General features: G+C 62.7%; 16 protein-coding genes. 10 read left to right on the top strand and 6 right to left on the bottom strand.

The window, feature by feature from the left end; translation table 11 throughout:
• Positions 1-185: 185 nt before the first annotated feature.
• Positions 186-386, bottom strand: a complete 201-nt coding sequence (locus ACZXDY_RS22160; protein ID WP_210385126.1) for a hypothetical protein — start codon at positions 384-386, stop codon at positions 186-188.
• A 14-nt stretch (positions 387-400) separates the two neighbouring features.
• Between ACZXDY_RS22160 and ACZXDY_RS22165 the strand changes: the two genes are divergently transcribed.
• Together ACZXDY_RS22165 and ACZXDY_RS22170 are read left to right on the top strand one after the other, a co-directional pair.
• Positions 401-682 (top strand): hypothetical protein, encoded by a 282-nt coding sequence (locus tag ACZXDY_RS22165; protein ID WP_464346946.1) that lies wholly within the window; start codon positions 401-403, stop codon positions 680-682.
• A 1,083-nt stretch (positions 683-1,765) separates the two neighbouring features.
• Positions 1,766-3,022 (top strand): aminopeptidase, encoded by a 1,257-nt coding sequence (locus tag ACZXDY_RS22170; RefSeq protein WP_464346947.1) that lies wholly within the window; start codon positions 1,766-1,768, stop codon positions 3,020-3,022.
• A 158-nt stretch (positions 3,023-3,180) separates the two neighbouring features.
• On the opposite strand, the gene ACZXDY_RS22175 is transcribed toward ACZXDY_RS22170, so the two are convergent.
• The 3 genes from ACZXDY_RS22175 to ACZXDY_RS22185 form a co-directional block, all read right to left on the bottom strand.
• Positions 3,181-3,993: an MBL fold metallo-hydrolase gene (locus ACZXDY_RS22175; protein WP_464346948.1), complete on the bottom strand. Its 813-nt coding sequence runs from the start codon at positions 3,991-3,993 to the stop codon at positions 3,181-3,183.
• 250 nt (positions 3,994-4,243) lie between these two features.
• Positions 4,244-5,767 carry a permease gene (locus tag ACZXDY_RS22180; protein WP_464346949.1) on the bottom strand — a complete coding sequence of 508 codons (1,524 nt, stop codon included), beginning with the start codon at positions 5,765-5,767 and terminating at the stop codon, positions 4,244-4,246.
• Positions 5,764-6,516 carry an ABC transporter ATP-binding protein gene (locus tag ACZXDY_RS22185; protein WP_464346950.1) on the bottom strand — a complete coding sequence of 251 codons (753 nt, stop codon included), beginning with the start codon at positions 6,514-6,516 and terminating at the stop codon, positions 5,764-5,766. The genes ACZXDY_RS22180 and ACZXDY_RS22185 overlap by 4 nt, the downstream gene beginning before the upstream one ends.
• 294 nt (positions 6,517-6,810) lie before the next feature.
• Between ACZXDY_RS22185 and ACZXDY_RS22190 the strand changes: the two genes are divergently transcribed.
• From ACZXDY_RS22190 to ACZXDY_RS22215, 6 genes are all read left to right on the top strand, one after another.
• On the top strand, positions 6,811-7,686 hold the full coding sequence (locus tag ACZXDY_RS22190; RefSeq protein WP_028167785.1) for a branched-chain amino acid ABC transporter permease: 876 nt from the start codon (positions 6,811-6,813) through the stop codon (positions 7,684-7,686).
• A gap of 5 nt (positions 7,687-7,691) precedes the next feature.
• Entirely contained in the window at positions 7,692-8,843 is a 1,152-nt protein-coding gene (locus ACZXDY_RS22195; protein ID WP_464346951.1) for a branched-chain amino acid ABC transporter permease, read from the top strand.
• Positions 8,840-9,598 carry an ABC transporter ATP-binding protein gene (locus tag ACZXDY_RS22200; protein WP_028167787.1) on the top strand — a complete coding sequence of 253 codons (759 nt, stop codon included), beginning with the start codon at positions 8,840-8,842 and terminating at the stop codon, positions 9,596-9,598. The genes ACZXDY_RS22195 and ACZXDY_RS22200 overlap by 4 nt, the downstream gene beginning before the upstream one ends.
• Before the next feature lie 4 nt (positions 9,599-9,602).
• Entirely contained in the window at positions 9,603-10,391 is a 789-nt protein-coding gene (locus ACZXDY_RS22205; protein WP_464346952.1) for an ABC transporter ATP-binding protein, read from the top strand.
• 90 nt (positions 10,392-10,481) lie between these two features.
• A complete protein-coding gene (locus ACZXDY_RS22210; protein ID WP_464346953.1) occupies positions 10,482-12,320 on the top strand; it encodes an AMP-dependent synthetase/ligase in 1,839 nt (612 codons plus the stop codon).
• Between the two features lie 230 nt (positions 12,321-12,550).
• A complete protein-coding gene (locus tag ACZXDY_RS22215) occupies positions 12,551-13,750 on the top strand; it encodes an ABC transporter substrate-binding protein (protein WP_464346954.1) in 1,200 nt (399 codons plus the stop codon).
• Positions 13,751-13,866: 116 nt separating this feature from the next.
• Here the strand turns inward: ACZXDY_RS22215 and ACZXDY_RS22220 are convergent, their stop codons facing one another.
• Positions 13,867-14,601, bottom strand: a complete 735-nt coding sequence (locus tag ACZXDY_RS22220) for a transglutaminase-like cysteine peptidase (RefSeq protein WP_464346955.1) — start codon at positions 14,599-14,601, stop codon at positions 13,867-13,869.
• Positions 14,602-15,278: 677 nt separating this feature from the next.
• Between ACZXDY_RS22220 and ACZXDY_RS22225 the strand changes: the two genes are divergently transcribed.
• Together ACZXDY_RS22225 and ACZXDY_RS22230 are read left to right on the top strand one after the other, a co-directional pair.
• Positions 15,279-21,206 carry a nidogen-like domain-containing protein gene (locus ACZXDY_RS22225; protein ID WP_464346956.1) on the top strand — a complete coding sequence of 1,976 codons (5,928 nt, stop codon included), beginning with the start codon at positions 15,279-15,281 and terminating at the stop codon, positions 21,204-21,206.
• Positions 21,207-21,290: 84 nt separating this feature from the next.
• Entirely contained in the window at positions 21,291-23,519 is a 2,229-nt protein-coding gene (locus ACZXDY_RS22230; RefSeq protein WP_464346957.1) for a CHASE2 domain-containing protein, read from the top strand.
• Between the two features lie 228 nt (positions 23,520-23,747).
• On the opposite strand, the gene ACZXDY_RS22235 is transcribed toward ACZXDY_RS22230, so the two are convergent.
• The gene (locus ACZXDY_RS22235; protein WP_464346958.1) at positions 23,748-25,355 is read right to left on the bottom strand and encodes an ABC transporter substrate-binding protein; all 1,608 of its coding nucleotides are present in this window, start codon (positions 25,353-25,355) and stop codon (positions 23,748-23,750) included.
• Positions 25,356-25,561: the final 206 nt, after the last annotated feature.

A 25,561-nucleotide genomic window follows, 5' to 3' on the forward strand; every position in this document is an offset into this window, starting at 1 on the left:
CGGCCCCAGCATGGAGTTTGAATCAGAAATTCCTCCAATTGGGAATCCCGATTCCGCTAAAAAACAACACGCTCTAGAGCATGATCCGGAAAAGTGGAAGCCGGTTTTCCGAAAAGATCATGCTCAAACAAAGAGATGAGATCATGATTCGATTCCGTCTAATCGAATCATGATCTAGTGGTCCGCTACTCCGCCGGCTTGCTGAGATTCGGCGCGACCACGGTCGGATCCAATCCGAGCAGCAGGGCACGCTCTTTTCGCTCTTCGGCCAGAAAGCCCAGTTCGCGCTCAAGCGAACGGGCCACCGCTTCCTGGGCCGATTTGCGACGTTTGCTGTTTTCGTGAAGTCTTGGCGGTTGGGTAGTCACACAAGGTCCCCGTGTCATGAATCTGTCATGGGGTGATCGCATGGACGATTCAGTCGCCCCAAATCAAATACTTTTTAGTGGCTAAGTTTGCGCACCGTCCTAATACCGACAAAGTATTCATGCAGCGAGATGAGTGTTCGGCATGCACGCGCGCCATTCGGCCGGATGAGATGATGAAGAACAGAAGTCCGAACGCTGCCCCCTACATCCTGACCGCCCTGGCGCTCGCCGCCGCGATCTGGACCGCCCTGGGCTCGCCGCACAGCGAACGGCCCGTCACGAAGCAAGTGGCCCACAGCAGCGTGGCGCCGTGAGGCTGCGTGGCGACCGCTGATTCCTGATCGTGTAAAGCAGCGTCCTCAGCACATTGATTCGTGTAGCCGGGCGCCGCCTCAACCACCACTCTTCGTCATTCCGGCGCGCGCCTCTTGGCGCGAGCCCGCAATCCATCGGACGGCAGGCGCGAGGGCGAAATGGATTCCGGGCTCATCGCTTCGCGACGCCCCGGAATGACGATGTGGCTGCTTTCGGTGCGACAAATCAACCCGACGGGCAAATCAGCTACAGTCTGTCCAGCCCTGCAGCGAAAAACATTCCGCTTTCGCCGTCGAGCAAATCAGTGATTTAACTCCGCGCGTCTCACGGCGGATGAGGGGCGGCTCGCGATCGTCACGAACGTTGCGGTGAGATGCGGTGGACGCAGGTATTGCGAGAGACGAACGCAACACCGGCGGACGGTGAAGTCGTGTGGTTCTGGCGCCCCGACGCTGGCGCTAAGCTTCTAACGAAGTGACGGTGGCAAGAAAGCCCGGTCACCGGGAAGAGCACGAAGGAAACCGTAAAACCATCGCGCAGGGAAAGCCGGAATGCTTCGGTTGAACCTGTGGTCCTACCCCCGTGCTTTTTGTTGCACGGGACCCACGGGTGCAACCAGCACCCGGCTTTCCCTGCGCCCTCTGTTCAATGAGAGGGTGGAAAGGTACGCAAAGCTCGGGCAAAGCATGCCGCGAGAATGCGAACTCACATCCCCACTGCTGTTTGAAATTTGAATCATGACTTGCGGCGACGCCGTAGGTGGGCAAAGCGAAGCGTGCCCACCATCGCGAGTACAGCACTGGATGGTGGGCCCGGCGCAAGTGCGCCTTTGCCTACCCTACGGCTTTCGCGGGGACGACAATCGTAGGATGGGTAGAGCGAAGCGAAACCCATCATTCGTGCCCCTTGCCGCCGAAGTTGATGGGTTTCGCTTCGCTCTACCCATCCTAGGGGTCCGCTCTCCCCACGTCGTCCCGGGCTTCCATCCGAAATGGTCGACCGGGTGCTGTCCTCGGTGAAACGTTGAAGGGCCCGCGCCGATCGCCTATCTCTGCTAAAGCCACCGATTTCAAGGATCCCGAATGACCGCATCGCAACGCAACCTTTCCGCCGCAATCGATCCCGAAAAGCTCGACCGTCTCGCCGAAGTCGCCATCAAGGTCGGGCTCGGATTGCAGCCGGGACAGGACCTGCTCCTGACCGCGCCGTCGTCGGCGCTGCCGCTGGTGCGGCGGCTCGCGGTGCATGCCTACAAGGCCGGCGCCGGCCTGGTCACGCCGATCCTCTCCGACGAAGAGGTCACGCTGGCGCGCTATCGCCATGGCCATAACGAAGGCTTCGATCGCGCGGCGAACTGGCTCTATGAGGGCATGGCAAAGGCGTTCTCCGCCAACACCGCGCGGCTGGCGGTGGTCGGCGACAACCCGATGCTGCTGTCGGGCGAGGACCCGACCAAGGTTGCGCGCGCCAGCAAGGCCAATTCGGTCGCCTATCAGCCGGCGCTGGAAAAGATCGTCAATTTCGAGGTCAATTGGAACATCATCGCCTATCCCAGCGCATCCTGGGCCAAGCAGGTTTTTCCTGACGATCCCTTGGAGACCGCGGTGGGGAAGCTGGCGGACGCGATCTTTGCGGCGTCCCGCGTCGACCAGGACGGTGCGGTCGCCGCCTGGGAGAAGCACAATGCGGTCTTGCGCGAGCGAACCCAATGGCTGAACGGCCAGCGCTTTCACGCGCTGCACTATACGGGACCGGGGACCGATCTCACGATCGGGCTCGCCGACGGCCATGAATGGGAAGGCGGCGCGTCGGTTGCCAAGAACGGCGTCACCTGCAACGCCAACATCCCGACGGAAGAGGTTTTCACCACCCCGCATTGCCGCCGCGTCAGCGGTCACGTCGTGAGTTCGAAGCCGCTGTCCTATCAGGGCACCCTGATCGACAATATCCAGGTCAGGTTCGAGGAAGGGCGGATCGTCGAAGCCAGGGCCTCGTGCGGCGAAGAAGTCTTGAAAAAGGTGCTCGACACCGATGAGGGCGCGCGCCGCCTCGGCGAGGTCGCGCTGGTGCCGCACTCCTCGCCGATCTCCAAGAGCGGACTGCTATTCTTCAACACGCTGTTCGACGAGAACGCCGCCTCGCATATCGCGCTCGGCCAGTGCTATTCGAAATGCTTCATCGACGGCGACAAGCTGACCCCGCAGCAGATCGCAGCGCAAGGCGGCAATCAGAGCCTGATCCATATCGACTGGATGATCGGCTCCAGCCAGACCGACATCGATGGCGTCAGGACCGACGGCAGCCGCGTCCCCGTGTTCCGCAAAGGCGAGTGGGCGTAGGCGAGGATCTCCCTCTCCCCGCCCTTCGCGGGGAGAGGGTCGGGGTGAGGGGCCCTCTCCGCAAATACGATGGTAGCGATGTGCGCGGAGGCTCCCCCTCACCCGAAATTCAAGCGAAGCTTGAATTTCGACCTCTCCTGCAAGCGGGGCGAGGTGAACTACACGCCGTCGAGGATGATCACCGTCGGAGTCGATGGCAGCGTGTCGCGCGAAATCTTAAGCGTCCGCTCGCTGCGCTGATCGATCTCGAACTGCTGGCCGATCAGGCGCATGAATTCGTCGAGCGGGGTGGCGAAGCGGTGCATCGGCAGCACCACGGCGGCGCGCAGCCGCTTGGTGATTTCGGAGACGCCGGAAAGCGACATGGTGAAGGTGCCGTCGATCGGCACCATCACGATGTCGAGCCGGCCGATGGCCACGAAATGGCTCTCGTCGAGCTTGTGGTGCAAATGGCCGAGATGGCCGATGCAGAGGCCGGCGACCTCGAAGATGAAGATCGAGTTGCCGTCCTTGATCATCTCGCCGCCGGAGTCCTTGCCATAGGTGCGGCGGATGTCGGTGGTGACATTGCGGACGAAGACATCGCCGATCCGCATCGCATAATGGGCGGGCTGACCGTTCTCGCCCGAGCCTTGCAGCACATGCGGGATCTTCGGATCGGGAAACAGCGTGTAATGCGTGCTATGCGCCCGGTTCATGGTGATGACATCAGGCAGGCGGCCGGTGCGGTAGGCACCATTGTAGTCGGTCGCGATCCGGATGCCGCCGGGGGTATCGATGTAATAGGTGGAGTGCCCGGCATAGGTGATCCCGACCTCGTCGGCATTGGCGAGCCGGCGCAGGCTGACCGGCGTGGCGCGCGGCGGTGCATTGGCCATCGCCAGGCATTCGCTGCGCTGGGCGTCCTGCCCATGGGCCGCGATGCTGAGGAGGCCGAGCAGGGCAAGGGCGGCGAGGATCGATCGCAACATGGGCAAGGTCCGTCGGCGGTGACGTCCATGCCACTCTACCGTCGAATCCGGTGGCCGTCATTGCCCTTGCTGCTGCGATTATGGGCGTCATTGCGCCACCGCGATCGCATCCTGCACCGCTGTCGTCCCTGCGAAAGCAGGGACCCATAACCACAGGGAGCCGTTGTGGCGCGAGCAAGCAGTTACGGCGGAGCATACAACAAAGGCCTGTGGTTATGGGTCCCGGGTCAAGCCCGGGACGACGGGTACATCACTCCCGCCGCGGGCTGATCTTCCAGGTCGTGGCGAGCACCATCAGCGTCATCGCGCCGGTGATAACGGCCGCGATCGGCATTGCCAGCGCGAGCGCGGACGTCGCCGCCCAGCCGATCGAGCAGAAGGCTTCCGCGAAAGTGGCGACGCGCGAGGAGGTCTGGCGGCGGCGAAACTGGCTGCGCTTGGCCTGCACGCGGAACCAGAGCTGGATCGTGGCGGCCGAGATCGTGGCGATGGTCACGCCGAGCGCGGTGACGATCGCCTGCAGCACCGAGGCGAACGCCAGTGCGATGACGAACGGCGCGACCACCAGCGCGATCGAAAGCAGCACCACTTCGATCTTGGCGCGGATCACCTGCGAGGGCGACAGCGGCGCGGTCGCGACCAGGTCGGCCGCGTCCTCGCCCGATATCGTCAGCCAGGCGAGGCCGCCGGCAAGCTGGCCCGCCGCCATCACGATAACGGGCGTGATCAGCGTCAGGCCGGCGGAGCCATCGGCAAAGCTCCGCCACAGCATCAGCGCCGGCGGTGCCAGGTAGAGCAGTTGCATCAGGCTCTGCGACAGCAGCCAGGGATCGCGCCGCAGCAGCATGAACTCTTTCCAGCGCAGCGCCTGCTGGCGCGAGCCGCGCTGGAATGTTCGCACCGTGGCCGTTCGGCTGGCCGTCGCCGGGTTCGCCGAGATGCTGATGATGGTATCGGCAAAGCGCGGCGAGAGTGCCACGATCACGGCGCCGAGCAGCATCAGGCTGAAGACGAGCAGGAGCGAGAGCGCCTCGCCGTCGCCGAGCATGGCGCGGGCCGGCCACCACAGCATGCTGCCGGCATCAGGCGCGAAGCCAGCCACGGTATCGGAGGTCAGGACGGCGAAACGCGAGAGCGTGCCGTAAGAGAGGATCGCGGCGATCTGCAGTGCGATGACGAAACCGGCGCCGATGATCGCGGCCAGCACCTGCGCTACCAGGCGGGTGCGGCGCGGGCCGATCAGGTGGAACAGCGCCACCGTGAGGGCGGTGGCGACCGCCGCGGCCGAAAGGCCGATCGCGATGACGACGCCGAACGCGGCGAGCCAGCGCGGTCCGTCGCTGACCACCAGCACATCGACGAAGGGCGTCGAGAACAACAGCGCCATGCCGGTGACCTGCAGTGCGATGGCGGCAATGCGGACCGAGAAGATATTGGTGAGCCGGACCGGCGAGGACATGATCAAATCGAGGTCGGCGCGGGCGTAAAATACCCGCGTCACCGATTCGACCGCCTGCGAGAGGATCAGCGCCCAGGCGAGGAAGATCGTCGACGACATCACGATCAGCGCGGACTTGTCGAGCGGCAGCGTCAGGTCGGCAAAACGGCCGACCACCGCATAGGCCGGCAAATGCAGGATGGCGGCGAAAATGACGAGGCCGATCACCGCGCGTTTGCGGCGGCCCTGTCGGCCGGTCATCATCGCCAGCCATTCGCGCCAGGCGAGGCGGATTTCGTGCCGGGCGAACCAGGTGAGGTCGGTCGCCGAACTCATGCGGCGGCCGCCTCGGTCTCGACCAGGGCGATAAAGGCGTCTTCGAGGCTGGTGTCGTTGCGGCCGTTGCGCTGGCGCAGTTCCGCGAGCGTGCCTTCGGCCACGAGCCTGCCCTTGGCGATGACGCCGATGCGGTCGGCCATGCGCTCGGCGACTTCAAGGATGTGCGTGGTCATGATCACGGTGGAGCCGGCGCGCACGCGCTCCTGCAACAGGCCCTTGACGTGGCGGGCGGAGAGCGCGTCGAGGCCGGTCAACGGCTCGTCGAGGATGATGAGGCTGGGGTCGTGGACCAGCGCGCCGGCGAGCGCCACCTTCTGGCGCATGCCCTTGGAGAATCCCTCGCAGCGCTCGTGCAGATGCGGCTCGAGCCCGAGCGAGACGAGGAGGTCCTGGGCTGAGCGTTCGGAAAGGCGGGGATCGATGCCCCAGAGGCCGGCGACGAATTCGAGATATTCGAGGGGGGTGAGCTTGTCGTAAACCATCGGCTCATCCGACACCCAGGCCAGGATCTGCTTGGCGGCGATCGGATCGGACAGGGCGTCGATGCCGAAGATCGATACCGAGCCGGCGTCGGGCTTGAGCAGGCCGGCGACCATCCGCAGCGTCGTGGTCTTGCCGGCGCCGTTCGGCCCGAGCAGCGCGTAGAACTCGCCGGGGCGCACGGTGAGATCGAGCGCGTCGACCGCCGGCCGGTCGAAACGCTTGGTTAACCCTCGCACTCCGAGTGCTGGCGCATCTGATGGCATGATGTGGGGACGGTCCAGGTTGATGTCTGGTTGCGGACCATGGGCCGAAAAGCGTTTCGGCGCGGTGAATCGCAGGCCGCAAAACGCGGGCAATGCGCGGGAACGTTCGGCTGCGGCATTTCTGCGCAATTATGCCAGACGGCGGGCGCAGCGCTTTGTTGACTCTGGTTCCTGCTTTGCGCTCAAATCGCCGCCGGACATAGACAGCTTCCAGCGCTCCCGAAAAGAGGAGGGCGGAAGCGGGATGCAACGAGCGGTCGCCAAGAATTTGCCGTGCATCGGGGAGGGAAAACGATGCTGGACTTCGTTCAGCAGCTCGTGAGCGGCATTGCGCTTGGCTGCGTCTACGGCCTGATCGCGCTCGGCTTCGTGCTCGTTTACAAGGCAACGGAGGTCGTCAATTTCGCCCAGGGCGACCTGATGATGCTCGGCGGCTTTTTCGCCTTCACCTTCATCGGCATGCTCGGCCTCAATTACTGGATCGGCTTTGCCGGCGCGGTGGCGGCGATGGCGCTGTTCGGCATGCTGGCGGAGCGGGTGGTGGTGCGGCCGATCCTCGGCTATCCGCAGTTCTCCGTCATCATGGCGACCATCGGCCTCGGCTATTTCCTGCGCTCGGTCGCCGGCATCATCTGGGGGACAGACGACTTCAAGATCGAGACGCCGTTCAGCCAGGGCGTCCTGCGCATCGGTAGCCTCGTGCTGGCCTACGACAAGCTGTCGGTGATCGCGGCGACGATCATCCTGTGTGCGCTGCTCTATCTGTTCTTCAACCGCACCACGCTTGGCACCGCGATGCGGGCGAGCTCGGAGAACATGCTGGCCGCCTATTACATGGGCATCCCGGTCAAGCGCGTGGTTTCGATCGTATGGGCGATCTCGGCGGCGGTCGCCACCTGCGCCGGCGTGCTGCTGGCGCCGATTACGTTCATTCACTCCAATGTCGGCCTGGTGCTGGGATTGAAGGCGTTTCCGGCGGCCGTCCTCGGCGGCTTCGGATCGATCCCTGGCGCTGTGGTCGGCGGCGTGCTGATCGGTGTGATCGAGAGCATGGCCGGCTTCTATCTGCCCCAAGGCTGGAAGGACGTCGCGCCCTACATCGTGCTGCTCGCGGTGCTGCTGCTGAAGCCCGAAGGCCTGTTCGGCCTTCACGTGCGCAAGAAGGTTTGAGCAGCATGCGGTTCCTGTTCAAGACCGACTACGAAGACGACATCAAACTGTTCCCGCATTCGGGTTACATCTTCTCCTATGGCCTGTTGCTGGCCTTGCTCCTGATCGCGCCGCACGTGCTCTCGAGCTATCTGATGAGCCAGCTCGTCTTCGTCTGCATTTATGCGACGGTCGGCGTGGGGCTGTTGATCCTGACCGGCTTCACCGGGCAAGCGTCGCTTGGGCACGCGGCGTTTCTCGCGATCGGCGCCTACACCGCTGCCTATCTGCAGCAGTTCAACGTGCCCTTTCCGGTCTATTTCCTGGCCGCGGGGCTATTGACCGGCGTGGTCGGCGCGCTGGTCGGCTTCCCGGCGCTACGGCTGCAGGGCATCTATCTCGTCATCGCCACCATCTCCTTTGCCTTCATTGTCGAGGAGATCCTGGCGCGCTGGGAGAGCGTGACTCATGGCAATGAGGGCATGCGGGTCAAGACACTCTATTTCTTGGGCACCGCAGTGCCGCGCGACGGGCCGACCTTCTATTATCTCTGCCTTGCGGTGCTGGTGCTGACTATCGTCGGCTCGCTGAACCTTTTGCGCTCGCCGACCGGCCGCGCCTTCGTCGCGATCCGCGACAGCGAGACGGCGGCGCGCAGCATGGGCATCAACGTCTCGCTCTACAAGGTGAAGTCTTTTGCCATCAGCGCCGCCATCACCGGCTTTGCCGGCGTCTTGTTCGCGCACAAGCTCTCGTTCATCAGCCCGGAGATGTTCACGCTGCAGCTCTCGATCGAGTTCATCATTGTGATCCTGATCGGCGGCACTTTCAGCCTGCATGGCGCGGTGCTGGGCGCGATCTTCCTTGTCATGATCGATCCGTTCCTGACCTATCTGAAAGACGACATGCCCGGCGTGATCGCAGGGCTCGCCGCGGCGCTTGGCGCCGGCACCGAGCGCGCCGCGCATATCCAGAACTCAGTCGCCGCGTTTGCCTCCGCCAATGGCCTGAAGGGCGCGATCTACGGCATCATCATCGTGCTGTTCGTGCTGTTCGAACCGCTCGGTCTTTACGGCCGTTGGCTCAAGATCAAGCTCTTCTTCCAGCTCTTCCCGCTCTACAAGCGCGCCACCTTCAAGCGGCAGAAGATCTATGTGAAGTCGGAGCGGAACCGATGAGCTATTTTCGCGCCGAGAATCTCTCGCTTCACTTCGGCGGCCTCAAGGCGGTCGATGCCGTGAGCTTCGCGGTCGAGAAGGGCGAGATACTTTCGATCATCGGGCCGAACGGCGCAGGAAAAAGCTCAATCTTCAACCTGATCTCGCGCATCTATCCGCCGACCTCAGGAAAGATCTTCTTCGAGGATCAGGACATCACCGAGCAGCCGGCCTACGACATCGCCAAGCTCGGCATCGCCCGCACCTTCCAGAACATCGAACTGTTCGAGAATGCGACGGTGCTTTCCAATCTGCTGGTCGGCCGTCATCGCCACTCCACCACGCAGCTCTGGCAGGAGCTATTGTTCCTGCCGAGCGTGCGCGCGAGTGAGAAGGTGCATCGCCGCCGCGTCGAACAGGTGATCGAATTCCTCGATCTCGAGCCCTATCGCGACAAGCTGATCTCCGGATTGCCGTACGGCGTGCGCAAGGTGATCGAGCTGGCTCGCGCGCTGTGCTCGGAGCCGAAGCTGATCCTGCTGGACGAGCCATCGTCGGGACTGAACGTGGAGGAAACCGACGACATGTCGTTCTGGATCCGCGACATGAGATCCGAACTCGGCATCACCGTGCTGATGGTTGAGCACGACATGACATTGGTGAACCGGGTCTCCGATCGCGTCATCGCGCTGAACTACGGCCGGGTGCTGGCGATGGGTTCGCCTGCGGACGTCCAGCAGCATCCCGACGTCGTCGCGGCCTATCTCGGAGCATGACGCCATGATCGCCGCCGTCACGCCCGAGATCATCCTGAAGCTCAGCAATATCGAGAGCTATTACGGGCCGATCATGGCGATCCGCGGCATCAGCCTGGAAGTGCCCCGCGGCAGGATCGTCACGCTGCTAGGGGCGAATGGCGCCGGCAAGACCACGGTGCTGAAGACGATTTCCGGCATCCTCGATCCGCAGAAGGGCTCGATCGAATTCTTGGGGAGGCCGATCCAGCGCATGGAGGCCGACAAGATCGTGCGGCTGGGTTTGAGCCACGTGCCGGAAGGGCGGGAGGTGTTTCCGTTCCTGTCGGTGCGCGAGAACCTGATGATGGGCGCTTATCCGCGCACGGACCGCGACGGCGTCGCCGAGGACTTGAACCGCGTTTACGGCTACTTCCCGCGGCTGAAGGAGCGGATCGACCAGCCAGCCGGGCAGCTCTCCGGCGGCGAGCAGCAGATGCTTGCGATCGGCCGGGCGCTGATGAACCGGCCGACGCTGCTGCTGCTGGACGAACCATCGCTCGGGCTGTCGCCGATCCTGGTGAAGGAGATCTTCACCATCATCCGCCGGGTCAACGAAGAGCAGGGCATGTCGATCCTGCTGGTCGAACAGAACGCCAAGGTCGCGCTGGAGACGGCGCATTACGGCTATGTGCTGGAGATCGGCCGCATCGTGATGAACGATACCTGCGAGCGGTTGATGCATTCAAAGGATATCCAGGAGTTCTATCTCGGCGCCAAGGAGGCGGGTGCGCGGGGGGAGCGACGCTGGAAAAAGAAGAAAACATGGCGTTGAGAGGGACTTGGCGGTAAATTGAAGGCCTGTCGCGGAAAGATCGGCGCAAAAGCCGGCGGTCGCGACAGGCGAGGAGAGGAGGGAACGGGCATGGCCGGACCGGCGGTGCTGACGGTCGCCGACACGATCGCGAGGAGTTTTCTGCTGGCGGTGGAGACGCGAGGCGACAGGCCCGCGATCCGCGAGAAGAAATTCGGCATCTGGCAGCCGACAAGCTGGCGCGAGTGGCTGCAGATCTCCAAGGACATCGCCTACGGCTTGCATGCCATCGGCTTTCGCCCCGGCGATGTCGCCTCCATCATCGCGAACGCCGTGCCGGAATGGGTCTATGCCGATATGGGCATCCTCTGCGCCGGGGGCGTCTCGTCCGGCATCTACCCGACGGATTCGCCGGTCCAGGTCGAATATCTCATCAATGATTCCCGCACCCGCGTGGTCTTCGCGGAGGACGAGGAACAGCTCGACAAGCTGCTCGCCTGCCGCTCGCGCTGCCCGACATTGGAGCGGATCGTCGTCTTCGACATGGAGGGCCTGAGCGGCTTCTCCGATCCGATGGTGATGTCGCTTGCCGAATTCACCGCGCTGGGCCGCAATCACGCGCAGGACAATGAGGCCTTGTGGGACGAGATGATCGGAAGCCGGACCAGTGGCGATCTTGCGATCCTCGTCTACACCTCGGGTACCACGGGTCCGCCCAAGGGCGCGATGCACGCCAACCGCAGCGTGACGCATCAGATGCGCCACGCCAATGACCTCTACCCGTCGACCGATCACGAGGAGCGGCTGGTGTTCCTGCCGCTGTGTCACGTCGCCGAGCGCATCGGCGGCTACTACGTCTCGGTCGCGCTCGGATCGGTGATGAATTTCGCTGAAAGCCCCGAAACCGTGCCGGACAATCTGCGCGAAGTGCAACCAACCGCCTTCCTCGCCGTGCCCAGGGTGTGGGAGAAAATGTACTCCGGCATTACCATCGCGCTGAAGGATGCGACCCCGTTCCAGAACTGGGTCTATCGCCGCGCGATGGCGGTCGGCTATCGCATGACCGATTATCGGCTCGAAGGCGAAGAGCCGCCGCTGCCGCTACGCTTTGCCAACCAACTGGCCTATCGGCTGGTGTTCCGCAACATCCGCCGCATGCTCGGGCTCGACCGCTGCCGGATCGCGTTCACCGGCGCCGCGCCGATCGCGCCTGACCTGATCCGCTGGTACCTCGCGCTCGGCATCGACATGCGCGAGGTCTACGGCCAGACCGAGAATTGCGGCGTCGCCACCATCATGCCGACCGAGCGCATCAAGCTCGGTTCGGTCGGCAAGGCCGCGCCCTGGGGTGAGGTGATGATCTGCCCGAAGGGCGAGATCCTGATCCGAGGCGACTTCCTGTTCATGGGTTATCTCAACCAGCCCGAGAAGACCGCCGAGACTATCGACGCCAGAGGCTGGCTGCATACCGGCGATGTCGGCACGATCGACAACGAAGGCTACGTCAAGATCACCGACCGGATGAAGGACATCATCATCACCTCCGGCGGCAAGAACATCACGCCGTCGGAAATCGAAAACCAGCTCAAATTCTCGCCCTATGTCTCGGACGCGGTGGTGATCGGCGACAAGCGGCCCTACCTCACCTGCCTCGTGATGATCGACCAGGAGAATGTCGAGAAATACGCCCAGGATCACGACATCCCCTTCACCAATTACGCGAGCCTGTGCCGCGCGCCGGAGATTCAGGACCTGATCCACCGCGAGATCGAGGCCGTGAATGCCAATTTCGCCCGCGTGGAGACCATCAAGAAATTCTATCTGATCGAGCGCCAGCTCACGCCCGAGGATGAGGAATTGACGCCGACAATGAAGCTGAAGCGCAGCTTCGTGAACAAACGCTATGCCGCCGAGATCGAGGCGATGTACGGCGAGCGCGCGGTCGCCTAGGCACGGCTTATTACTCCCTCTCCCCGTTCTTACGGGGAGAGGGTCGGGGTGAGGGGCTCTACCGCGAAGACGGTGACAGACGGATTCGCAGAAGCTCCCCCTCACCCGAAATTCAAGCTGCGCTTGAATTTCGACCTCTCCCCGCAAGCGGGGCGAGGTGAAGAAAAGGCGAGGGAGCCAAAACAGGCCCGGTCCTTCGCTCGATATGGGCCATGGAGAGGAGGATCATTATGTCGAAAGCGTTCAAGGCATTGGGCCTTGCGGTGGGTGCGGTGGCGCTGACCTATCTGCCGGCGTCAGCGCAAACCAAGGTCACCAATGAAGGCATCTCGGCGAACGAGATCGTCATCGGCACCCATCAGGATTTGTCCGGGCCGATCAAGGTCTGGGGTGTGCCGGTCTCCAACGGCATGAAGATGGCGGTGGAGGAGATCAATGCGAGCGGCGGTATCAACGGCCGCAAGATCAGGATGATCCTCGAGGACAATGGCTACGACCCGAAGAAAGCCGTGCTGGCCTCGCAGAAGATGGTCGAGCGCGATAAGATCTTCGCGATGATCGGCCCGATGGGGTCGCCGACTGTGTTGGCCGCGCAGGATGTGCTGTTCGACGCCGGGGTGCTCCAGCTCTTCCCGCTGACGGCGGCCGAATTCACCTTCAAGTTCGATCCGAGCAAGCCGCAGGAGCGGCTGAAGTTCAACAACCTGCTGCCTTATGTCGAGAGCACGCGCGCCGCGCTCAAATACATGGTGGAGGAGAAGAACCCGAAGAAGCCCTGCATCATGCATCAGGATGACGAGTACGGCAAAAACGTGCTCGACGGCTTCACCCAGCAGCTCGCAGCGATGAAGCTGCAGCCGGCCTCGATCACGAGCTACAAGCGCGGCGCCTCCGACTTCAGCGCCCAGGTCGCCAAGATGAAGGCCGACGGCTGCGACCTCGTCGTGCTCGGCACCGTAATCCGCGAGACCATCGGCGCGATGAACGAAGCCAGGAAGCTCGGCTGGGAAGTGACCTTCCTCGGCGCGACGCCGACCAACGTGCTCGAAGTGCCGGCGCTTGGCAAGGAAGCGGTGGAGGGCCTCTATGCGGCGTCCGGGTTCGAGATCCCCTATGAGGACACCGCCAAGGGCAAGGTGAAGGACTGGCTTATCAACTATAAGAAGATGTTCGGCACCGACGCCAACACGCAGGCGATCATCGGCTACAACGCGGTGATGACGTTCGCCTTCTATGCGCAGAAGGCGGGCAAGGATCTGACCGGCCAAAAGATGCTGGATTCGCTCGAGTCGGGCGAAAAGTTTCTCGACATCTTCAATTCGCCGCCGACCAAATTCTCCAGGAACGACCACCTCGCCAACACCATCACGCAGGTGCAGCAGATCAAGAACGGACGCTGGGTGCTGACGAAGGACAGCCTGTCGTTTTGAGGGAGTGGTTACTCGTCATTGCGAGCGAAGCGAAGCAATCCATGCCGCCACGCGCGGAGAGATGGATTGTTTCGTCGCTACGCTCCTCGCAACGACGAAGTCCCCTAATCCGCGGGTTAGCGCAACGTCGCTTCGGCCACCAGCGGTGTATCCTCGTATCGCCGGACGCCGACCTCATCGACCACGAAAGTCGGCCGGTAGTTCCTGACGTCGGTATCGGCCACCATCATCATGCGGCGGTTGTCCAGCGTCAGCCACTGGCCATCGAGCCGGGCCGCGGCCACGGCATGATCCTCGCCGTGGAGCGTGTCATGCATGATGACGATCCGCAGGTCCTCCGGCGCCATGCCGGCCAGACGCAGCGCGACGAATTTGGCGATGGCATAGTCCTCGCAATCGCCGGCGCCGTTCGCAAAGGTCATCAGCGGCGAAGCCCAGACGTCGATCGCGCCATATTGCACGAGATCGTCCGCGGGCCTGATCGCGAGATTGACGGCGCGGTTGACTTCACCGAGCCGGGCGCGGCCCTCTGTGGCCTTCGCGCCGTCGATGACGGCCAGAAATTTCAGCGCGGCCGGCGAGACGCAGCTCTCGCGGTCGCCCTCGCAGAGCGCAAGCTGCACCAGATCATCGGCAAGCCGGCGCTGCAGGCTGAGCCATTTGTCGCGCAATCCGCCTTCCGAGAGGATGGCTGTCGCGCGCCCGAACGGCTCGATCGATTTCTTGATCAGGACCGCGCCCCCCGGCGACAGCAGCGTCCCCGCGCTGACCTCTGCCACCGGTGCAAGCCAAAGAAGACCAAAGGCGAACATGAGCGCGCGCAGCGCACCCGCGTAACCGAACATTCCCATCTGACACCCCTGTCCGGGCCTCGGCGGCGTTTCGCCAGCGCGTGACCAGATCGTTTCGTGGGAAGAGGATCGTGCGAGAGCGCTTGCGATCTGTTTAAGGAGATGCGGACGAGCGGGAGAAATGCGGAAGACGCTGAAGCCGGTCTCGCCAAAGCGTCGAAAATTTTATCGATCTTGCCAACCACGGCGGTCGAACCTTTTCGGGGGTAACGATGTCTTATCCTTGATGTTGGCTTAATAAGCGCGCGTCCGCAGGCGGGGCTGGCGCAACAGCATCAAAGTCGTCGGACGCATCAGGCGGCCGGTCTTTCTGAACATATAACTAACGGGGCAGCTTTTCCCTTGATCGGTAATCTACATCACATTGGGCGCCCGAACGCCGGTGTACGTTGCTCAGGTTGGACGGATGGCCAGCAGTCGGAAATATCCTTCCTTCGAAATAAGTAATTGAATTCACTAAAATTTTCTGCAAATTGAAATGGGGCTCCATGCGTTCTTCTGGCACCAGCACGCGCCGGATCAAATCCGCTTCGCGCCAGGCTGGACGAAGGCTTCCCGACAACGCAGCCAATGGGTCTCGCACTCGGTGTGCGTGCTTTCGCGTGGTTTCTCCTAATGGTATGTGTAGGTTTGGCTAAGGAAATTTACATTTTTATTAACTATTTCTGGTGGGGGCATTGAAATACGACGACACAGTTGCGTCGAGTGGGCTGGGGTCTCTTTCCAACGCGCATATCGATCTTGATTCGTTTTCGTTCCGCGCTGGCCACGCGGACAGCTTTACTGTTCCTGACGCGCATCTTCTGTTCGCCGGCAACTTCCACAAATCCGGCAACGATCTCGTCATCACCGACGATCTGCATCGCGTCGTAGTGCCGAACTACTTCCACGGCGACAAGCACCCGACACTGGTGTCCCCCGAGGGCGCGTCGCTGGATCCGAAGGTCGTCGACGCGCTAACCGGGCACACGGTTTACGCGCAAGCGGGAGCGCCGGCGGCGGCAGAGCTGGTCGGCCATATCGCCAAGATGACCGGCAGTGCCAGCGTGGTGCGCAGCGGCGTCACCGTCGAACTGCATAATGGCGAAGCGGTCTATCAGAGCGACGTGGTGCAGACCGGCAGCGACTCTACGCTCGGCCTCGTCCTGAAGGACGGCACCACGTTCAACCTCAACGCCAATGCGCGGTTGATGCTGAACGAGCTCACCTATGACGCCAGCAGCAATTCGAACTCGTCGCTGATCACGCTGGTGCAGGGCGCCGCCAGCTTCGTCGCCGGCCAGGTCGCCAGGAGCGGCGACATGAAAGTCGCGACCCCGATCGCGACCATGGGGATCCGCGGCACCGCTGTCATCCTCGACATCTCCTCGGTCGACGGCACGGTGAAGATCTCCGTCGTCGATCAGCAGGACAACCAGGTCCATGCTGTCCAGGTCTTCAACACGCGCGGCGTTCTGATCGGCACGGTGACCAGCAATGGCAGCATCCTGACGCTGACGCCGACTGCGGCTTTCGAGCTGATCGCGCGGGAAAGCGCCAAGACGCTGGCGGAAATCGCGCAGGAATTCGCGACCTTCCAGGCGGTGCTCAATACCTACGAGATCCAGAAGGCGATCGACCCGAACCTGCCGCAGCACACCGAGAACAACGCCAATCCGCAGACGAAATTTGCGCACCTTGGCAGCTCGACCTCGCCCAATTCGCCGGCAACCGAATTCCGCTCGGCGCTCAACACTCACGTCACCAGCACCGGTAACACTGGCAACAGCCAGACTTTTTCCGTCCTGATGGGTACGGACAACGGAACCAGCATCGGCGGTACGTCAAATCAGGGGTTGTTTGATCAGGGCTTCCCGGGGCATCAGAATAATCAGCCCATCGGGCCGCAGCCGTCGATCCCGTTCGTCGTCAATCCGCCAACGGTCACCAGGATCTCCACCACCAGCACTGGCGATCATTTCGGGCCGGTGATGAGCGCCGACGGGCAGTTCGTCACTTATGATCCTGACGGCGTCATCTACCTGTTCGACCGTGCGACCGGCGTCACCATCGTGATCTCGCCCCCCGGGGGCATCTATGGTTCGCCGACCATCAGCTCGGATGGCCACTCCGTCGTCTATCAAAGCTCCAGCGGCGTCATCTTCCTCTACAACAACGATCCGTCTTCGGCGCAGTACCACACGACGATACAGATCGGCGTGGGCACCTCGCCTGCGGTCAGCGGCGACGGCAGCAGGATCGCGGTCGAGAACGGCGGCAATATCATCGTCTACGATCGGCAGGGACACGTCCTCACCACGATCACGCCCGCCGATGCCGGCGCCGGCGGATCATTGCTGAAGCCGGCGATCAGCGCCGACGGCCATGTGGTTGCGTTCTGGGGTGCCGATCCCGGAGGCAGCTCGGGCCATCTCTATGTCTATGACCGGTCGACCGGGGTCATCAGCACGATCGCGGGCACCGCGCAGGGGGTGGGCGCGAGCGCCGCCTCGCTCAGCGCCGACGGCCGCTACGTCGTCTATCAAAGCGCCGATGCGAACGGGCACTCGGAAATCTATCTCTACGACCTGCAGGCCCACCAGATCGTCTTCCACACGTCGAACCCGAGCGGCGGCAGCTACAACCCCGTCATCAGCCCCGACGGCCATTTCATCATCTTCGCGAGCGATGCCGCGCTGACGTCGAACGACCACAATTCGGTTGCCGATACCTATGTGGTCAATCTCACCGATCCCGCCCATCCGAAGATCATGCTGGTGTCGACCGCGGCCGATGGGGCGTCGGGTAACGCCGCCTCCAACCTCGGCGCAACCATCAGCGCCGGCGGCCTGTTCATCGCCTTCGGCAGTAACGCGTCGAACCTTTCCACCGCGGACGGGCCTGGCGGCGATATTTTCGTGGTCGATCCGAGTTCGGGCCGCAACGCGATCGTCGAGCAGACCGCCAACTCGGGGTCGGTCCTGACGACAAGCGGAAAAGTCGGCATCACCGGGGGAATCAACGACGTCTCGCTCTCCGTCACCGACGCGGCGGGCAATCCGACCGGTCTGCTGCACGCGAGCTTCAGCGCCGACGGCAACTTCGTGAACTGGACGTTCGCCGAGAACAAATCGGATTTTGCCTCGCTGGTCTATGGCGACACGGCGACCCAGCAATTCCTGATCAAGCTCACCTATAATGGCGGCACGACGACGATCCCGATCACGATCGGCGTCCACAATGCCGTTCCGCCGACCATCCCGGTGGCGGACACGCCTCCGGTCGTTCACGACGCCACGCTCGCGGTGTCCGAGGGCGGCGTCGTGGTGCTGACGCCGGCGAACATCAACGTCACCGACCTCGACGATTCCAGCTTCACCTTCACGGTCACCAATGTCACGCATGGCAAGTTCCAGGTGTGGGGTGGCGAAGGCTGGATCGATACCGCCAGCTTCACATCGGCCGATCTCGCCGCGGGCCACGTCCGCTTCGTTCACGACGGCTGCGAAGCCGCGCCGACCTTCTCGATCCAGGCCAGCGACGGAGAACTGCTCTCCAATGTGAAGGCGGCCAGCATTGCCTTCACCAATGTCAACGATGCGCCGACGTTGGCGGCCGGAACGGTAACGAGCGGCGTGATCAACGTGGCCGTCTCAAACGGCGGGTATGACCATGTCAGCCCGGAGGTTGCCGCGAAACTTCTGGGGTCGGGCCTGATCAAGGACCTTCCTGGAGCGCAGGGGTATGGCGAGCTCGCGCTCGACCCCGGCGATGACAATTCCTCCGGCGCCATCGACATCGCTGCGGTGTTCGGTGCGAACGGCATCAATTTCTTCGGCCATCACTACACCTCGCTCTACATCAACAATAACGGCAACATCACCTTCGGCTCGCCGACCGACGCCTATACGCCCAGCATGATCGACGCGGGCCTGAACAATCCGATCATTGCGGTGTTCTGGGCCGACGTTGATACCCGCGGCCATGGCAGCGTCTATTACGATCTCGACGCGGCCGACGGCGTCATGACCATCACCTGGGATGATGTCGGCTATTTCGATCAGAGAACGAACAAGCTGAATTCGTTCCAGCTCGTCCTGATCAGCCAAGGCAACGGCAATTTCGATATCCAGTATCGCTACGGCGATATCGATTGGACCACGGGTGACGCCAGCGGCGGTTCCGACGGCCTTGGCGGCGCCCCGGCGCGCGCCGGCTACTCGGCCGGCGACGGCAAGCATTATTACGAGCTGCCGCAATCCGGAAACCAGGACGCGCTGCTCACCCTTCCGACTACCGATGGCAATACCGGCATCGACGGCGTCGATCAGTTCGAGGTGCACAACGGCGAGGTGGGTCTCACCGCGACCGGCACGATCAATTTCGCCGATCCTGACCTCAACGACGTCCATATCGCCACCAGCAGCTATACCGGCAGCGGCACTGCGCTGGGAACGCTGACGCTGGTCAAGCTATCCGATATCGGCGGTGCCGGCGGGCAATTCGTCTGGACCTACACCGCCGATCCCGCCGCCGTGCGGCAGGCGCTTGACGGCTTGCCGGGTCATAGCAAGGTCGAGACCTTCAAAGTCGTGATCAGTGACGGTCACGGCGGCACGCTCACCCAAACCGTGTCAGTCACGTTGAACGAGACCGGCAACCACGCGCCGGTGGTCTCGGGCGCTGTCACGGGATCAGTGACGGAAGATGGCAGCCAAAGCACGCTCAACGCGCTCGCCAACGCGTCCGATTCCGACCAGGATACGCTCACGGTTGTGAACGTTCCGACGCAGTTGCCGGACGGTGTGTGCTACAATGCGGCCACGCATTCCTTCACGCTCGATCCGAGCGTTGCCGCCTACCAGCATCTGGCTCAGGGCGAGCACGCGACGGTGACCGTCAACTATGGTGTCTCCGACGGCCACGCCACCACGCCGGCGTCGGTGTCGTGGACGATCACCGGCACCGACGATGCGCCGGTCGCAACGCCGGTGACATTGGCGAACGGCACCGAAGACGCATCCTACGTGATCCATGCCTCCGATCTTCTGGCCGGCGTGAGCGATGTCGACAGCCAGTCGCTGTCAATCACCGGCCTCAATATTGCCAGCGGCGGCGGCAGTCTCGTCGACAATCACAACGGCACGTGGACCTACACGCCGGCGGCGGGCTATGCCGGCCCGGTCAGCTTCACCTACACCGCCTCCGACGGAACACTGAGCGCGAGCTCGACGGCAAACTTGACGCTGGACTACGAGACCGCGGTCGCCCCGATACTGACGGTCGGCGCGAACGGCACGTTCGAACAGGCCGAAGGGCCGGAGCACACCCCGATCATCGTTCCGATCTCGGTCTCCATTGCCGGCGACACCCATCCCGACGAGACCTATGTCACGATCTCGGGCGCGCCGGTCGGATCGATCTTCAATCACGGCGTTTACAACGCCGTCGACGATACGTGGCGGATCGACGCCGCCGACCTCGGCGGCAATCTGACCCTCACCACGCCGCTGGACTATTGCGGAAGATTCTCGCTGACCGTGACGGCCACCAGCGTCGTTCATGGCAGCCACACCTCCGCAACCACGCCGGCGCAGACCCAGGCCGTGGTCGTCGATCACGTCGATTCCGACCAGGTGGTCACGCCGGTTGCGGTCACCGTGCATACGCCCAGCGGTTACGATTTCAGCGCGTTCTATGACGACCTGGCGGCGGGCCAGTTCGCTAGCACTGACGGCATTCATGCCTTCGTCGTCAACTTCGACAAAGGCATCACATTCGAGATGGTCGGAAGCGGTTACAGCTACGATCCGCAGACGAACTCCTTCTCCAACATCATCAACGAAATCGATATTTTCCGCACAACAGACCCGGGCCAGGCCACGCCGGAGCACCTGTTGGTCAGCACCCATGGCTGGAACATCAACGTCCAGGCCGTCGTCAATCCCACCGGAGAAGGCGCTCCGTCCGGCGCCGGCCCGTCTGCCGGAACAGGCGCGGTCGGCGACGTCTTCAGCGCTGTCGCTTTCAATTATGTCGGCAGCGTCGGCGCCGATGTATTCATGGCCAGCGATCATCCCGATGTCTTCAACGGCCTCGGCGGTCCGTCCGGCCCGAACGATCCGGGCAGCGACACTGTGGACTACTCGCACGCAAGCGGTCCCGTCAGCGTCAACCTGCTCACCGGTGCGACCTCCGGCACCGCGGCCGAAGGCGACATCTTCTCCTCGATCGAGAACCTGCGCGGCACCGCTTTCGACGACACGCTGATCGGCGACGGCCACAACAACATCCTCTCCGGTGGTGGCGGCAACGACACGCTCTTCGGTGGTGGCGGCAACGACACTTTCGTCTTCAAGCAGAATGCCATGGGCCACGCCACGATCGGCGACTTCACGCCGGGCCAGGACAAGATCGAGCTGGACTATGTCGCCTTCGATCCGAACTCTCAGGAGAGCTTTAACGCCTGGTTCCAGGACCACGTCGCGGCCGCGCCTGATGGCCATGACGTGCAGATCAACCTCGATGGCAACGGGCACACCGAGCACAACACGATCCTCTTGAAGAACGTTGCGCTCGCCAGTCTGCACGCCAACGACTTCATCCTTCCGCCGGGCAGCGTCTGACCGAACCGGCTCGCACGCCTGGGTGCACCGCACCCTGGAAACTCCCGGCGTGATCAATCGACGCGGGCGTGATATCGAGACGGTATGAGGCGGCTGAAGGCATTGCGAAGGTGGTTCAAGCGGCGCTTCGGCTACGCGCGGCTCGCCTGCGTTGCGCTGTTGATCGGCTTTGCCGCGCTCAGGGTGCTCGATCCCCCGCCGATCGAGGAACTTCGGGTCAGGACGTTTGACGGTTTCCAGGTCGTCGAGCCCCGGGTCAAGACGATCAGGCCGGTCACCGTCGTCGATATCGACGAACAGAGCCTGTCCGAGCTCGGCCAGTTTCCCTGGCCGCGCACGCTGATCGCCGATCTCGTCACCAACCTGACCAAGCTTGGTGCGGTCGTGATCGCCTTCGATATCGTGTTCTCCGAGCCTGATCGGCTCAATCCGGATGCCGCCGCCGATACGATCCGCAATCTCGACGAGGAGACCAGAGCGAAGCTACGGGCGCTGCCGAGCAACGACCAGATCCTGGCGGAGGCGATGGGCAAGTCGCGCGTGGTGCTGGGCGCCTCCGGCCTGCCGTTCGTGGTCGCCGAATTCGACAAGTCGCTGCCGCTGACGCCGCTCGCCATGAAGGGCGAGGAGCCGCAGCCGTTCATGTTCGATTTCCCCGGCCTGCTGCGCAACGTCCCCGTGCTGGAAGGGGCCGCCGCCGGCCGCGGCCTGTTCACGATCAGGCCCGAGCGCGACGGCATCGTCCGCCGCGTGCCGATGATCATGCTGGCGCAAGGCGCGACCATGCCGTCACTGAGTTTCGAGGTGCTGCGGGTCGCGACCGGCTCCGGCACCGTGCTGATCGATACCGACAAGGCCGGTATCAAGAGCCTCTCGCTCCGCGGCTTGCGGATTCCGACCGACCACAACGGCCAGCTCTGGGTGCACTTCGCTCAGGCCGACCCTTCGATCTACGTCTCGGCGGTCGACGTGCTGCACGGGCGGGTGCCGGCGGAGAGGATCCAGGGCAAGCTGGTCCTGATCGGCACCTCGTCGGTCGGGCTGAACGATATCAAGACCACGCCGGTCACGCCCGCGATGCCTGGCGTCGAGATTCATGCTCAGGTGCTGGAGAGCGCGCTAAGCGGAGCCAGCGTGTCGCAGCCGAACTACGGCATCGCGTTCGAGTTCGCGACCGCGCTGGTGTTCGGCCTGCTCGTGATTGCATTCGCCCCGCTGTTCGGGCCGATCACGCTGGTCGGCTTAGGTGCGGTGTTCGCGACCGCGCTGATAGGCACCTCCTGGTATTTCTACACGCAGCACCGCCTGCTGATCGATTTCACCTATCCCTTGATGTCGACCACGGCGATCTATCTCACGCTGATCTTCTCCAGCTTCGTTCGCGAGCAGCAGCAGCGGAAGCAGATCCGCGGCGCGTTCGCCCAGTACATGTCGCCTGCGCTGGTCGAACAGCTCGCGCAATCGCCGGAGAAACTCGTGCTCGGCGGCGAGGAGCGCGAAATGACCATCATGTTCTCCGACGTCCGCGGTTTCACCACGATCTCGGAATCCTACAAGCACGATCCGCAGGGACTGACCGCCCTGATGAACCGCTTCCTGACGCCGCTCACCAATGCGATCCTCGCCCGCAAGGGAACGATCGACAAATATATGGGCGATGCGATCATGGCGTTCTGGAACGCGCCGCTTGACGACAAGGAGCACGAGATCAACGCCTGCGAGGCGGCGATCGACATGCTCGAGCGCATCGACGAGCTTAACAGACTGCGCAAGCAGGAGGCTGACGCCGGCGGCCACGTCTACATCCCCCTCAATGTCGGCATCGGCCTCAACACCGGCGTCTGCGTGGTCGGCAATATGGGCTCCGACCTGCGCTTCGACTATTCGGTGCTCGGCGACAGCGTCAATCTCGCTTCGCGCTTGGAGGGACAGTCCAAGGAATACGGTTTTCCCATCATCGTGGGGTCGCAGACTGCACTCGCCGCGAAGGAGAAGTTCGCGATCCTCGAGCTCGACTTCATCATGGTCAAGGGCAAGAAGGAGCCGGAGGTGATCTACGCGATCGCCGGCCGCGATGACATCGCGCAGTCCGGCCGCTTCCAGCGCCTGCGCAATCTCACGATCGAGATGCTGGCCTGCTACCGCTGCCGCGACTGGCAAGGCGCGCTCGCCGCGATCGAGCGCGGCCGCAAGACCGACGAGGGCCATGCGCTGGAGCGTCTGTACAATCTCTACGAAGCCCGCATCCGCCATTTTCTCGAGAGCCCGCCCCCGGAAGATTGGAACGGCGCGTTTGCGTTGCTGACGAAGTGACGCGGTGATTTGTAGGGTGGGCAAAGCGAAGCGTGCCCACCATCCGCACTCCGCAAGAAATGGTGGGCACGCTGCGCTTTGCCCACCCTACGACTCCCCGTCGTCATTCCGGGGCGATGCGAAGCATCGAACCCGGAATCCATTTTTCCGCCATCGCCTGCGGTCCGATGGATTCCGGGTTCGCGCCGAGAGGCGCGCCCCGGAATGACAACGCTATCTACGGCAGACTCACTCCAACCCGATCTGCGTCAGGTCCTGAAACCAGTGCTGCGCCTGCACGAAGGTCTTCACCTTGGGCGACAGCGCATGCGGGTTGGTGTCGTGCACCACCCACACGAGCACCGCATCGTCGACGATCAGCGCATGCGCCTGCGCCAATAGTTCGTCCTGCTTGGTGGTGTCGAAGGTCTGCTTGGCCTCGTCGATCAGCGCATCGACCTTCGGGTTCTTGTAGCCGCCCCAGTTGACGCCGACGGGCGCGATCTGGCCGGAATGGAAGAAGCGTACGATCGCGTAGAGCGGGTCCGAGGTCACATAGGCGATGTTGTTGGCGGTGATGCCGGCGTTCATCTCATCGGCCGCGCCCTTGCGCCAATGTGTATAGAGAGTCTCGAGCTCGACCACCTTGAAGTCGACGTCTATGCCGATCTCCTTGAAGCTCTGCTGCAGGAATTCGTTCATCGGCAGCGACAGCATCTGTCCGGTGCCGCCCTGGGCGATGATGAAGGTCGTCTTCAGCGGTTTCTCCTTGGAGTAACCGGCTTCCTGCACCAGCTTCTTGGCCGCGGCGAGATCATATTTGATGTCGAAGCTCGGCTTGCCGAACCATGGGCTCGACGGGTCCACCTGGCCCTTGGCAGGCTTTGCCAATCCGTTCATCAGTCCGACGACCGCGTCGCGATCGATCGCGAGGTTGAGTGCCTTGCGCAGGCGGATGTCGGTCCAGGGCGAGCCGGGCAATACGCTCAGATGATAGTTCCAGACATGCGGGGTGACGTTGTCGACGATCTTCATGCCGGCAGCCTTGAGCTGCGGCACGGCGTCCGGCGCCGGCGTCTCGATCAGGTCGACCTGCCCCGCGAGCAGCGCGTTGGTGCGGGTCAATGCCTCCGGCATCGGGATCAGCACCATCTTGTCGACCTTCGGAATGCGCTTCTTGTTCCAGTAGTCGTCGTTCTTGGTGAGCTCGGCGAGTTCACGCGGCACAAGCTTGGTCAATTTGAATGGGCCGGTGCCGGAGGGCTGGCTGGCGAACTTGTCCCAGTCCTTGCCGAGCTTTTCATATTGCGCGGGGCTCGAGACCAGGAACCAGAGCATCTGGTAGGGGAAGAAAGAGTCGACCGTCTTGGTCGTGATCTCCACGGTGAAATCGTCGATCTTGGCATAGCTCGCAACCGAGGGCAGGCGGGTCTTGACCTGCGCGCTCTGCCGCTTGTCGAATTGCGGTGCCTTGTCGTTCAGCACCTTGTCGAGATTCCAGATTACGGCGTCGGCGTTGAACTCGCTGCCGTCATGGAACTTGACGCCCTTGCGCAGCGTGAAGCGCCACTTGGTCTTGTCTTTGTCGTCGACTTTCCATTCCGTGGCGAGGCCCGGCACCAGCTTTCCCGGCCGGTCGGCGACGTCCATCTCCCAGGCGACGAGTGGATCGTAGATCGTATAGGCGGTGAATTGATAGGCACCGGCGCCGCGATCGGGCTGGCCGGTCGTGAGCGGGATATCCGCCATCGAGATTCCGTAGCGCACCACGGATTCGGCTTGCGCCGGCTTGGCGCTCCAGCCTGCGCCGATGGCAAGCGCCAAAGCGGCTACGAGAATCGAATATCGGGTGCGCATGTTACTGAAGCTCCGTTGACGTATTCCGAATACCGGATGCCAACCAAGCAAGCTTGATGCCAGAATAGGCACATATTTCCGTCTCGTAGCATGGACTGAGAAGAATCGCCGCATCCAGGGGCGATTTCCCGCAGAACTATTCCCCTTGGCACAGGCATTGCATACGATTGCCCAACAATTAATCACCCGAAGTTGAAGAAGGGACC

This window comes from Bradyrhizobium sp. LeoB3 (genome assembly GCF_055456055.1).

Coding starts and splice junctions, on each gene's coding strand:
- ACZXDY_RS22205 (WP_464346952.1), top strand. CDS start 9,603: ATGATCGCCGCCGTCACGCCCGAGATCATCCTGAAGCTCAGCAATATC.
- ACZXDY_RS22210 (WP_464346953.1), top strand. CDS start 10,482: ATGGCCGGACCGGCGGTGCTGACGGTCGCCGACACGATCGCGAGGAGT.
- ACZXDY_RS22175 (WP_464346948.1), bottom strand. CDS start 3,993: ATGTTGCGATCGATCCTCGCCGCCCTTGCCCTGCTCGGCCTCCTCAGC.
- ACZXDY_RS22220 (WP_464346955.1), bottom strand. CDS start 14,601: ATGGGAATGTTCGGTTACGCGGGTGCGCTGCGCGCGCTCATGTTCGCC.
- ACZXDY_RS22160 (WP_210385126.1), bottom strand. CDS start 386: ATGACACGGGGACCTTGTGTGACTACCCAACCGCCAAGACTTCACGAA.
- ACZXDY_RS22190 (WP_028167785.1), top strand. CDS start 6,811: ATGCTGGACTTCGTTCAGCAGCTCGTGAGCGGCATTGCGCTTGGCTGC.
- ACZXDY_RS22180 (WP_464346949.1), bottom strand. CDS start 5,767: ATGAGTTCGGCGACCGACCTCACCTGGTTCGCCCGGCACGAAATCCGC.
- ACZXDY_RS22200 (WP_028167787.1), top strand. CDS start 8,840: ATGAGCTATTTTCGCGCCGAGAATCTCTCGCTTCACTTCGGCGGCCTC.
- ACZXDY_RS22235 (WP_464346958.1), bottom strand. CDS start 25,355: ATGCGCACCCGATATTCGATTCTCGTAGCCGCTTTGGCGCTTGCCATC.
- ACZXDY_RS22215 (WP_464346954.1), top strand. CDS start 12,551: ATGTCGAAAGCGTTCAAGGCATTGGGCCTTGCGGTGGGTGCGGTGGCG.
- ACZXDY_RS22230 (WP_464346957.1), top strand. CDS start 21,291: ATGAGGCGGCTGAAGGCATTGCGAAGGTGGTTCAAGCGGCGCTTCGGC.
- ACZXDY_RS22195 (WP_464346951.1), top strand. CDS start 7,692: ATGCGGTTCCTGTTCAAGACCGACTACGAAGACGACATCAAACTGTTC.
- ACZXDY_RS22170 (WP_464346947.1), top strand. CDS start 1,766: ATGACCGCATCGCAACGCAACCTTTCCGCCGCAATCGATCCCGAAAAG.
- ACZXDY_RS22185 (WP_464346950.1), bottom strand. CDS start 6,516: ATGCCATCAGATGCGCCAGCACTCGGAGTGCGAGGGTTAACCAAGCGT.